General features: G+C 46.6%; 10 protein-coding genes. 5 read left to right on the top strand and 5 right to left on the bottom strand.

The window, feature by feature from the left end:
* The 5 genes from GMA8713_RS24290 to GMA8713_RS24270 form a co-directional block, all read left to right on the top strand.
* Positions 1–539 (top strand): IS3 family transposase (locus GMA8713_RS24290; protein ID WP_062705098.1); only part of this gene is annotated, 539 nt, incomplete at its 5' end.
* Positions 540–709: 170 nt separating this feature from the next.
* Positions 710–2,899 carry a lipoxygenase family protein gene (locus tag GMA8713_RS24285; RefSeq protein WP_062715087.1) on the top strand — a complete coding sequence of 730 codons (2,190 nt, stop codon included), beginning with the start codon at positions 710–712 and terminating at the stop codon, positions 2,897–2,899.
* Positions 2,900–2,911: 12 nt separating this feature from the next.
* Positions 2,912–3,283 carry a hypothetical protein gene (locus tag GMA8713_RS24280; RefSeq protein ID WP_062715085.1) on the top strand — a complete coding sequence of 124 codons (372 nt, stop codon included), beginning with the start codon at positions 2,912–2,914 and terminating at the stop codon, positions 3,281–3,283.
* Between the two features lie 357 nt (positions 3,284–3,640).
* A complete protein-coding gene (locus GMA8713_RS24275) occupies positions 3,641–4,039 on the top strand; it encodes a hypothetical protein (protein WP_062715083.1) in 399 nt (132 codons plus the stop codon).
* Between the two features lie 286 nt (positions 4,040–4,325).
* Positions 4,326–5,591 (top strand): outer membrane protein transport protein, encoded by a 1,266-nt coding sequence (locus tag GMA8713_RS24270; protein WP_062715081.1) that lies wholly within the window; start codon positions 4,326–4,328, stop codon positions 5,589–5,591.
* Positions 5,592–5,982: 391 nt separating this feature from the next.
* On the opposite strand, the gene GMA8713_RS24265 is transcribed toward GMA8713_RS24270, so the two are convergent.
* From GMA8713_RS24265 to GMA8713_RS24245, 5 genes are all read right to left on the bottom strand, one after another.
* Complete coding sequence (locus GMA8713_RS24265) at positions 5,983–7,518, bottom strand: AMP-binding protein (protein WP_157515769.1); 1,536 nt, start codon at positions 7,516–7,518, stop codon at positions 5,983–5,985.
* Between the two features lie 116 nt (positions 7,519–7,634).
* Positions 7,635–9,098, bottom strand: coding sequence for a coniferyl aldehyde dehydrogenase (locus GMA8713_RS24260; RefSeq protein WP_062715079.1), 1,464 nt, complete (start codon positions 9,096–9,098; stop codon positions 7,635–7,637).
* 222 nt (positions 9,099–9,320) lie between these two features.
* Positions 9,321–10,376 carry an AraC family transcriptional regulator gene (locus GMA8713_RS24255; protein WP_062715077.1) on the bottom strand — a complete coding sequence of 352 codons (1,056 nt, stop codon included), beginning with the start codon at positions 10,374–10,376 and terminating at the stop codon, positions 9,321–9,323.
* 349 nt (positions 10,377–10,725) lie between these two features.
* A complete protein-coding gene (locus GMA8713_RS24250; protein WP_062715075.1) occupies positions 10,726–10,941 on the bottom strand; it encodes a hypothetical protein in 216 nt (71 codons plus the stop codon).
* A 216-nt stretch (positions 10,942–11,157) separates the two neighbouring features.
* Positions 11,158–11,696: IS3 family transposase (locus tag GMA8713_RS24245; RefSeq protein ID WP_062705098.1), on the bottom strand; the 539-nt coding region annotated here is incomplete at its 5' end.

Genomic DNA, 11,696 nt, shown 5'->3' with positions numbered 1-11,696 from the left:
ACAAAGCACACAAGGTTTATCCCTACCTGCTGCGTGATATCGATGTCACTTATCCAAACCAAGCTTGGGCGATTGACATCACGTACATCCCCATGGCGAAGGGGTTCCTGTATCTGGTGGCCATTATCGACTGGTATAGCCGCAAAGTACTGGCTTGGCGCTTGTCGAATACGATGGATACAAGCTTTTGCATTGAGGCTCTCGAAGACGCACTGCAACACTACGGGCCGCCCGATATCTTCAATTCAGATCAAGGCAGCCAGTTTACTAGCGCTGAGTTTACTCAGAGATTAATCGACCATGATGTACGGATAAGCATGGATGGGAAAGGACGCTGGGTCGACAACGTGTTCATCGAGCGATTATGGCGTAGCTTGAAATATGAGGAGGTTTACTTAAAAGCCTATACCACCCCCCGAGAAGCTGAACTTGAAATCGGCCACTACATGGTGTTCTATAACGAAGAGCGTAACCATCAGGGACTCAATGACCTTACTCCTGATGAAGCCTACTTCGGCAGGCAAAGATACGCAGCATGAGCGGGATCAAACACTTAAAAAATTAGCTTGTGTGTCCAACCAATGGGGTCCACTTCTCCTTTAGTAACAAAGTGAAGAGTTGCATCAGACTATCGCATTTCTCTCTACATCATTAAGGGTTTGGGCGTGTCCCTATGTTGGACCACCTACAAGAAATGAAGGGGTAAACAATGAGCGACAACAAAATCGAAGAACTACAGTCACTACTGAATGTTCCTGATCCCAATGCTACTCCCGCCTCAAGCGATGCTCAGACACGTTTCCTGTTTGGCTCGGCGCAATGTCACAAAGGGACTGGTGTTCTGGCTGATATATTGAATGCCTTACCTCCCGGCGGATTGGGTGGCAATGAAAAAGCAGCCTCCCCCTACCCTCCTGTCTCTCTGCCGCAATACGACTTCAACACCTCGGCTCAACGGGCCTACGCGTTATCCAAGGCGCGAAAAGAAAACACATTTGAATACCTTAAACTCCCCGGGGCTGTTGTTCATGGGAATATACAATGTGAAGACGTCGCCAATGCCAATGAGTGGCGATACCGAGGCGGTTTAGATGAGCAGGAATATAACTTCAATGTGAACGATGCCGACACCAACTTCGCTGGGGTGCGGCTTTTTGAAGGGACAGTGGCTTACTTGGAGAAGCACTTCTGGAGCATAGTACTGTCGCCAGATATTGCTGCGAAATTCATCAACTTGTTGACCGTCGTATATAGCGAGCTGGCAGATGGAAGGCCGGAACGTATCACTTTTGAAATCATGGATCCTATCCTACTGACCTTCCCGCATAGGAAGTGTAATACGGTAGACGAGCTCGACTTTTACCCTACTTTCTGTACCGACCATCCTAAATATGAGGAACGCATCAAACAGTGGCCTAAGGCTCCTTATGACGGGGATTTCCGTTTCGATGACTTGATTGGCTGGCTAGTTACTGCCGCACCAACGCCAGTATTTAATTACTTCAAGCCTTATACCCAACATATGAGCAAATTCCCCATCACAAATAACCACTTTAGACGCGTTCAGGGGTTTGAATCAGACAATCTGGATCAGGCAATGGCAGAAGGTCGCCTCTTTATACTCGATTTTGCCGACTTCCATGATGAAACCGTCGCCGCCCGCAATTTCGATAACTTCGGTGCTCGTCTGCATGCAGGTATCTGTCTGTTTGCCATTCCCGCCAATGGTACTGGGTTGAAAACAATTGCTATTCAGCCAACACAAACCCCACAACCAGGTGGCTTTTGGAATGATATTGGCTGGTTCTTCCTGGGTATGTTCGGGTATGGTGACCAGAAGCACCCGCCATCGAAAATCATTACAGCGGGAGATAACTACTGGGCGTGGCAGATGGCCAAGAACTGCATCACGACCATGACATCAATGGCAGGCGTTATCGATCACCTGTCTACCCACGTTTACCTAGGCCCTATTCCTGTGGCGTATTTTCGTAACATCACGGAATACCATCCACTGCGCCCATTGCTGGATACTCACCTGATGGCTCTGGTCACCAATAACCATATCGGCATTTTCGAAGAAGTTGGCACCAGCGGACTGCCAAATGGTGAAGGGTATGAGTATACCTATGGCAACCCATACAATGGCCTGCTAACCGGCGCAATTCAGAGATTGTCTGGTTTCAGCAGCACAACCTTTGTGAACGCCACGCTACGAAGAAAAAATCACTACCATTTCTTCGAGCACAGCACACCGATTGATCGCATGGCCGACCCAGTCCTTGCCCAGCTTGATGAATACCCGCAGCACGACGACAACGGACTGGCTCCTATCATAAATGAATGGGTCGATGGATATCTTCGCCTTTACTACCACTCTGACCAAGACGTTAAAGACGATACGGAACTTCAGGGCTTCCTCTATGAAACAACACATTATGGCAATGTAAGAGGCTTCCCGGATCATGCCGATACTCTGGATGAGTTAATCGATATCGTGTCCCGAATCATTTACTGGATGTCAGTGAACCACGCATTCGGCAGCATGGTTTCCTTTATGAAGCTGAGTGCTTTAGGTGTTTACCGCGACCATCCTATCGACCCGCACTTTGGTTACTCTGAACGTGACTGGCTTAATATTTGTCCACCGATGAATGTTGGCGCTGGTTTGTTCATGTTCTCTCGAATCTTCACAGATCTTCCGGATGACTGGCACCGCTCGCTCGGTAAGTACCCCAAAGGACAATTTAAGCACGACCCAAATGTCTACCCACTGCTGGATGTTTTCCAGCAGCAGTTGCAAGCATTGGACGATGAAATCCGTGAGAAGAACTCACGCCGTCGTTGGGCATACGATCTGAGAATGCCATCCACCATTACTGTCAGTCCTTGGAATTAATAGGAGCCTATCATGGATAAGTTTGACCAATCGAGACGCGATTCAATGCGTAAGATGATCATTGCTGGCGGCGCTTGTGTGGCTTTATCGCAAGTGAATTTGTGGAACCAACCACAAAAAGTCCTTACTGCACCAGAAGTGGATGAAAAAGAAGTTAGAGCCGCGGGCGAAGATCTGGCGCTGACCACGCCAGAGCAAGACGTATTTGCTGTGATTAAGAAGAACCTGATGCGGTCCAAAAACGTTACCGATGAACAAATTGGTGACTTTTCACGACGCATCGTAGCAGCAAGCCCAGAAGGTACAGATTTCAAACAAGTCTTTTCGGGCCTGCAGAGTGAATTCCACCTGATGGAACACTTTATCCGATATATCCATTCCTAAACGACAAAGTCATTATCTTTGCCAGGTTGCGAAAGCAGCAACCTGGCCTTTTTCAAATTTTTACTGCATTCAGTCTGTGCCCAATCAACCTGAAGATGCTCGCATTCAGAGGTCATCGATACGTTCAATTCAAGGCAAATTTCACAAGGAATAGTCGTTCTATTTCCGTGGAATTTAACGAAGAAGTGCACGGATTGAGAGCCTCCCTTTACCCTTTGTAATCTAGCCACCAGTTCGATCGGATAACGATCTGGCACGTTATGACAAGCTTGGTCATATCTCGTTTTATAAGATGATGAAAAAAATCGAAGCACTTTTAGCTAAGACAATTGACCGAGTTTTCAATAGGGAAAAGGAATGGGGCAATACTTTCATTTTAATCTGGAACGTGCCGGTGAGATGCAAAAAAGCGTGATAATCGTCCGTACCTGCAATGTCATTTCGCAAGCAGAGATTAATAGTAAACACTCAGAATATGTCGCCCAGCCTTGTCACCCTAACGGTGCAAACATCGATGAAGCAGACATTAGAATTACCGCACGTAAACTGCTTAATAGCGATCAAGCACAAGATTTGTTTGTCATCATCAAAAGTAACCTTGTGCATTCAAAGAAAGTAAAAGACGCCCAAGTCGCCGCATTCGTTAAACATGTCATTAAATACCTGGATCCGGAAGTCGATATCAAGCACTTGCAAAAGAGTTTGGAACAGCAATTAGAAATCATGGATTGTTTCGTCCGCTATATCCACTTATAGAGAACGCCCCACTGAAAACACTTAATTTCTTTACCTGCCTCTCATACCAAACAGTTGATTACACTGCACTTTTAATTCACCCATACACACCCAGTCAACAGTCCATCTCCGACCCGATGGCCTGATTTCCTCATAAAAATGCCTCCCGTTAATCCCCTCCAAGTCTTACAGACCAATTAGGATAGGTTAATGGCACAGGGAGACTACAGCCCACAATGCCTAACTGCCTACTATCTGAAGGATTCTTATAAAAATCACAGGATTAACTTCAGCCATGGAGGTTGTTATGGCAGTAAGAAATGCAAAACGTTTGACCCTTTCCTCGACAGCAGTTTTGATACTATCTGCGCTGAGTGTCAATCAGTCTCACGCTGCGGGATACCAAATCGCCTTTGATTCAGTTGCGGGTTTGGGGCGTGCCCATGCAGGTGAAGCCGCCATCGGAGACAGTGCCGCCGCCATGGGGCGAAACCCAGCAGTTATGACATTGTTCGAGCGTGCAGAATTTTCTGGATCACTAATTTACTTTGATGCGGAAATCAATGTTTCAGGCTCTTCAGACGCGCAGTCCTCATCAGATATTATCCCTTCGCAATTTGCCCCCGCTAGCTATTATGTCCACCCTATCAACGAACAATTGGCTGCCGGTTTTGGGATTTATGCCAATTATGGCTTGGGGACAGATTTAAAAGATGACTTTCTGGCAGGCGAATTGGGTGGTGACACTGAGCTTTTCACCGTTAACTTAAACCCCGCATTGGCCTACAACATCAGCCCAATGTTAAGCCTGGGTGCTGGAATCAGCCTCGTCTATGCAACCGGCGAAGTCAACAGACATTACGGCGGAGGTGCCGGCGCATTTGGCAAACAAGCTTCAGACAAGATCTTAAGCTGGGATGGTGATGACTGGACATTCGGATGGAATGTCGGCGCGCTGTTGGAGCTGGGTCAAAGGAACCGCTTTGGCCTCTCATACCGTTCCGGTGTTGATCTGAAACTGGAAGGCACATTTACTGATTTCAGTCCTGGGGTGGCGATTCCTGGTGGCGGTTCAACCACCGCTGTTTCAAATGTTCCGTTACCCGCTATGGCAGAGTTTTCGGGTTTTCACCAAGTCAGTGAAAAACTCTCGATTCATTACAGTGCACTATGGACACAATGGAGCGAGTATAAGGAGTTCAGCGCTTCGAGCCGTGACTGCACCACCAATGGCGGCATCTGTTTCTTGAAGCCAGAAAAATACGACGACAGTTGGCGATGGGCAATTGGTGCAACGTACCAGCTTGATCCTACTCTCAAACTGCGCGCTGGCTTTGCGCTTGATGAAAAGGCAGGCGCCACCACGTTAAGTATTCCGGATCAGGAAGCATATTGGTATGCCGCGGGTATGAACTACCAGCTTGATTCCAATTGGTCTTTCGATTTGGGTTTTGCCTATATGGATAGATCAGACGAGTCATTCACTGAAACAAGCCTATTTACTTCAACCCACGACTACACCGCAAAAGGGTATTTGTTGATTGTCGGTTTACAAGCAAACTATCGTTTCTGATCCTAGGGGCTGTTGACCTTTGGTGGTTAAATTTTGTTCTCGCTATAAGCGTTTCACGCGCGGCGAGGTGTGTGCCGCCTAGTCATTCTAAGCAAATACACCTCAAAAAAGCATAAAACGCTTAGAGCAGAACTCTTCGGGCAGCGTTTGTGGGGAATTTCTGCTGCGTTATCGGCTTCTCATGTAGGCTAGCTACACATCGAAGCCTCTGCCTTGCATAAAATCCCCACAAACTGCTGCAAAAATCATCACCAAAGGTCAACAGCCCCTAGAAAGACTTTACTTCTAGCCCGCAAAACGCGGGCTTTATTATTTCTGCCGATAAAGCCAAAAAAAAGCCGGTGTATCAGCACCGGAAAAGACGATAAAAGGCAAAACAAAAGCGTTAAATTCAGCCTTTGGAGCGGAGATCTTTTCTGAGGATCTTACCCACTGCCGTTTTCGGCAGTTCCGACACCACAACCACTTGTTTAGGTACCTTATAGGCGGTGAGATTTTGGCGACAAAATACTTCAAGGTCAGTGAGTTCCAGCGTGTCTTTAGCAGTAACAAATGCCTTGACGGCTTCACCGGTGGTATCATCTTTTTTTACACCAATGACCGCAGCTTCGAGGACATCAGGGTGTGAACACAGTACCTGCTCAACCTCACTGGGATACACGTTAAAACCAGAGACCAGCACCATGTCTTTCAGTCTGTCGACAATCTGAATGCAACCGTCATCTAGGATGATCCCCATGTCTCCGGTTTTAAAGAAACCATCCGCTGTCAGAACTTGCCCAGTTTCTTCCGGGTTGTTCCAGTAACCTTTCATGACCTGTTTGCCTTTCAACACGATTTGGCCAACTTCACCATCAGGCAACGGCTGATCGTTCAAATCCCAGATCTCTACTTTGGTGTTGACTAATGGCTCCCCGACTGTGCCATAGTGTTCACGCCCCGGCTGGTTCAAGCTGATCACGGGCGAAGTCTCCGACATCCCATAGCCCTCTGTAATGGAGCAACCAGTTAACTCTTCCCAGCCTCGCCTTGCAGCATCAATCAAAGCGGTACCGCCTGAAAGAGTGATTTTAAGATGTGAGAAGTCCAGCGCTCGAAACTCAGGGTGTTGGCACAAACCCACAAACAAGGTGTTGATGCCTGCAAAGCCAGTGAATTTATGAGGTTTCAATTGGGCAACGAAAGTATCCAAATCCCTTGGGTTGGGGATCAGGATATTGGTATTCCCCTGCGAGAAAAAGAGAATGAGATTCACCGCGAACGCGTAGATGTGATAAAGCGGCAGCGGGCAAACAAACAACTCTTCACCCGGAACAACGACGCCGTTTAGGCGGTCTTCAAGTTGCTCCATATTTGCTAACACCGAAGCGTGGGTAAGGCTCGCCCCTTTAGCTCTGCCGGTCGTTCCACCCGTGTATTGCAACATGCCGATCGCTTCGGCATCAATGTTTGGTACAGAGAATGGGAAAGCGTCGGCCGACAGGATCTCATCCAGTTCTACTTGCTGAAGGTCCCGTTCGCTTTGTACTGATGCCGACCCACCACCTTTGGCAAAAATCACCACTTCAATACCGGTCTGGTCGATAACTGATGCCAAAGGGGCAGAAAGTGGTGCAAAGATAACCAGTGCTTTGGCACCGGAATCAATGAACTGATGCTGCATTTCTCTGGCGGTATAAAGTGGATTTGTGTTTACAAGCACCAATCCGGCGCGCAAGGCTGCAAACGCAGCAATGGGAAAATCCAGAATATTGGGGAGCTGAATGGCAATCCGGTCTCCTGGCTTTAAGTTAGTATTGTTTTGAATCCAACCCGCCAGTTGCCGAGACTTTTCTTCGACTTCGCGATAGGTCAGGCTTTGTGGTCCGCAATAGAATGCGGTTTTGTCTGCGTATTTGTCGCAGGCGCTTTCGATAAATGACGCCATTGTGGCGTTGCTGTTTAGCTCACCTTTTGTCACTTTCACTATCCTTCTGTATTTTTCATCCTTGCTCCCATGCGGTTGGAGCTTGAGTTTACTGCCATTATCTGTGACAGCGTCACTCACTTATCTCCAACAAAGAACTTATAGAACAAGTGATGCACTTTTTTACCATAAGGCGGGAACAACATGTCGCTGAAGAATAATTTCCCGCGCACTAACACTGACTTGCTATGGGAGAAGGTTCTAAACCCTTCTACACCGTGATAACTTCCTATACCCGAGTCACCCACGCCGCCAAATGGCAAATCATCGACAACAACATGGAACGCTGCGTCATTGATACAAACGCCCCCCGCATGAGTTTCTCTTAAGAAGCGATACTGAAAATTTTTGTTAAAGCTCAGCACGTAAAGTCCCAGTGGCCTTGGGTTGCTGTTAATCGAATCAATGACGCTTTGAACATCTTCATAGCCAAGAATGGGCAGGATTGGTCCAAAGATTTCTTCTTGCATCACTTTCATGGAAGGCTTTGCTCCCAACACCAATGTGAGTGGCATAAAGCAACCATCCTGTTGGATATTCAGCCTCCCAAGATGCATGACTGTCGCCCCCTGATTGGCGGCCTCTTCCAAATACCTCAACAAACGCTGGAACTGTTTAGGGTTGATGACTCGCGTGCGTTTATCATTGCCAAGTTCTGAGGGGTACATAGATTCATAACGTAAACTGATCTCAGCAACCAGAGCATCCACACGATCTTGTGGACAATAGATGTAATCAGGGGAGACACAGGTTTGCCCTGCATTCATAGTTTTGCCGTAGATAAAACGCTTTACAGCTTCATTCAATGGCATATCATTATCAATGATCACTGGCGACTTACCACCAAGTTCGAGCGTTACGGGTACCAAATTATCTGCGGCCGCAAGCATCACATGCCTACCAACCTGAGTGGAGCCGGTAAACAGAAGATGATCAAACGGTAATTCAGAAAACGACTTGGCAATGTTTGCATCCCCTTGCACCACACATACCTTATCATTCGAAAAGACACTACCAAGCATTTCTACAAGCACTGCATTGGTGGCAGGTGTAAATTCAGACACTTTGATCATGGCTCGGTTTCCCGCAGCCACCGCAGCCACCAGCGGTCCAATAGTGAGAAATACCGGGTAATTCCAAGGTGCAATGATGCCGACCACACCTAAAGGTTGATAATGAATTTCAGCTTTAGCAGGCTGAAAGACAATCCCAACCCTACGTTTTTGTGGCTTCATCCAAGCACGTAAGTGCTTGATTGTGTAATCAATCGTGGAAAGGGAAGAAAAGATGTCACCCAATATGCTTTCATTGTGATTTCGATAGCCGAAATCCTGCTCCAGTGCCGTGAGTAGCTTTTCCTTTTTATTGTGAATGGCTCCTTTAAGTAACTTTAAATCCGCGATCCGGCTTTCGTAGGAAGGGAACCTATCCTGGTTAAAGGCGCGCTTTTGGGCATCGAACAAGGTAGTCATATCATCCGTGGATTTCGTTACCACTTGTTCGGTAACCATCAGGTCAGAGAATTGTTCAGCGTTGCTCATTTGGGTCTCCCGAATGTACACCTCTTATATTCAGCCGCGTCCAACAACAACTGCAGAATGGAGAGGGCTCATCTCTATTGCGATACTGAATGTCCAATATGCGCTAAGCCTGAGCGAACGCTTTGTTATTTTATGCCAAAGGTTTATCTTCTGAAGATTTTTGGTAATGGAAAAAAGGACGCTCAATAGCGTCCTTATGAAATTTTCACCAAACTAATGGCGTCATGTTTCTATAAGAGAGTTAGATGAAAGGTAACGGTGGCGATACTCACCGGGTGCACATCCCTGCCAACGCCTGAAAGCACGATTGAAGTTAGCAACGTTAGAAAAGCCCACCAGATAGCCAATTTCACTGATGCTAAGGTGAGGCTGCTTGATGTAGTTCATAGTCAGTCGCTTGCGGGTGCTTTCAAGAATATCTTTGTAGCAAGTACCCTGATCACTCAGCTTGCGTTGCAAATTCCTTAGACTAAGCCCAAGTTGCTTTGCCACGTCAGACTGAGATGGTGCTCCCAATGGCAACTCTTCAACAATACGGTTTTCAATCTGGTAAGACAGATTAGTTTTATCAACACGACACATGAATTTATTAAGCACATCCAAGTGTAATTGGTTCATCACCGGATTACTTCCAAATGCCTGGCTCCGGGCGATCTCCCTGTCCATCACGACGGCATTCCGCTCACAGTTATATTCAATAGGGCAGTCGAAAAATTCCGCCACCACATCACAATTATCACCGAGACCAAGGCTGTCGAAGTTATACTGGATTTTTATCGGTTTGAAATCGCGACCAACGATATCACGGGAAAGCTTGACCAATGTTGCCAAGAACGCTTCAATCATATGAGGGGTAAGAACCTGACGGCCGCTGTCGCTGTATCGGTATACTTCGAAATCTGCAACAAAGTCATCTTCCCCCTCTTCAAAAGCGTACATGTTACAACAATTGGAGACGACACGTTTGTACTGTGCAACACGCTCCATCGCTTCCTGAAGGCTGTATGCGGACTGGACGGCGTAACCCAATGCATGAAGCACCGAAGGATGAAAGCTTTTCGCCACTTCGATATTGAAGACACGATTTCCCACTTTGTTATTACAGTAGGCAAAGACATTACCCATACTCTGTACACACACCCTTCCTTCTGGATCATTCACTTCGGAAGGAGAAATACCGAATATTTCCAGTGTTTCCACCGGATCAATATCAAAGCTTTTCATCGCCCTTGTTATAGGTATGAGCCAGCCACTTAAGGCTGAATAGTATGCGTTCATACAAGTCACTTCCTTGAACTACCGTCCACCTGTATAGAATGAATGGGGTTGACATCAATGTTGAACCCAGGTTGCATAAAATAAAAATAGTGTGATTGACAAAGAGAAAAATGATGGGATTCAAAGTTCAGGGATAATTCCAGTTTAAACGCTCGTTTATCCTAGTTGTGGAACAAAAATTCCAATAATGAATCATTCGAGTGAGATGAAATGTATAAGCAAGTAAATGCTTATAACGGAAAGCTAACGATAGCAGTTAGTTAGTTAGTTAGTTAGTTAGTTAGTTAGTTAGCATTAGGTGGCTGGAGAAAAGAAGCCAGCAATGGATGCTGGCTTTTGTAAGAGCATCTCAGATATCTAACGGCGGCTGTTTTCGCATCTCCTCCAAAGAGCTTCCCATTCTGATGGGATCCGAGAGCAACTCATTCTCATACACGCTCTCCGTAAACTCTAAGGCATCATAAAAGCCCCACCCTTTCTGCGACAACTCATTCGCAATTTCCAACTTATTCATACCTCCGTGATGCATGTCGACCACTTCAGTAAATGCGTTTTTCTCACTCATGGCGGCTCCTTTCGGGCACAGGAAACACCCCAATATCGTAGTGAGAGATCTCGACCAAGGTTGTATTAAAAATTTGACTGACTCAAGTAAACCCTATGTCTGTAAAGTTCAGCAACGCGATTACTATGGATAGCAATAAACATCACAAAGGCCTTGATAAGAAGTGGACCCCATTGGTTGGACACACAAGCTAATTTTTTAAGTGTTTGATCCCGCTCATGCTGCGTATCTTTGCCTGCCGAAGTAGGCTTCATCAGGAGTAAGGTCATTGAGTCCCTGATGGTTACGCTCTTCGTTATAGAACACCATGTAGTGGCCGATTTCAAGTTCAGCTTCTCGGGGGGTGGTATAGGCTTTTAAGTAAACCTCCTCATATTTCAAGCTACGCCATAATCGCTCGATGAACACGTTGTCGACCCAGCGTCCTTTCCCATCCATGCTTATCCGTACATCATGGTCGATTAATCTCTGAGTAAACTCAGCGCTAGTAAACTGGCTGCCTTGATCTGAATTGAAGATATCGGGCGGCCCGTAGTGTTGCAGTGCGTCTTCGAGAGCCTCAATGCAAAAGCTTGTATCCATCGTATTCGACAAGCGCCAAGCCAGTACTTTGCGGCTATACCAGTCGATAATGGCCACCAGATACAGGAACCCCTTCGCCATGGGGATGTACGTGATGTCAATCGCCCAAGCTTGGTTTGGATAAGTGACATCGATATCACGCAGCAGGTAGGGATAAACCTTGTGTGCTTTGT

Origin of the sequence: Grimontia marina, from assembly GCF_900060185.1 — a bacterium.
GTDB classification, from domain to species: Bacteria; Pseudomonadota; Gammaproteobacteria; order Enterobacterales; family Vibrionaceae; genus Enterovibrio; species Enterovibrio marinus.
This window is presented reverse-complemented; position numbering and strand designations above follow the sequence as displayed.

What these genes read in the sequence shown, in the direction of transcription:
- GMA8713_RS24285 (WP_062715087.1), top strand. Translation starts at nt 710, where the DNA reads ATGAGCGACAACAAAATCGAAGAACTACAGTCACTACTGAATGTTCCT.
- GMA8713_RS24280 (WP_062715085.1), top strand. Translation starts at nt 2,912, where the DNA reads ATGGATAAGTTTGACCAATCGAGACGCGATTCAATGCGTAAGATGATC.
- GMA8713_RS24275 (WP_062715083.1), top strand. Translation starts at nt 3,641, where the DNA reads ATGGGGCAATACTTTCATTTTAATCTGGAACGTGCCGGTGAGATGCAA.
- GMA8713_RS24270 (WP_062715081.1), top strand. Translation starts at nt 4,326, where the DNA reads ATGGCAGTAAGAAATGCAAAACGTTTGACCCTTTCCTCGACAGCAGTT.
- GMA8713_RS24265 (WP_157515769.1), bottom strand. Translation starts at nt 7,518, where the DNA reads ATGGCGTCATTTATCGAAAGCGCCTGCGACAAATACGCAGACAAAACC.
- GMA8713_RS24260 (WP_062715079.1), bottom strand. Translation starts at nt 9,098, where the DNA reads ATGAGCAACGCTGAACAATTCTCTGACCTGATGGTTACCGAACAAGTG.
- GMA8713_RS24255 (WP_062715077.1), bottom strand. Translation starts at nt 10,376, where the DNA reads ATGAACGCATACTATTCAGCCTTAAGTGGCTGGCTCATACCTATAACA.
- GMA8713_RS24250 (WP_062715075.1), bottom strand. Translation starts at nt 10,941, where the DNA reads ATGAGTGAGAAAAACGCATTTACTGAAGTGGTCGACATGCATCACGGA.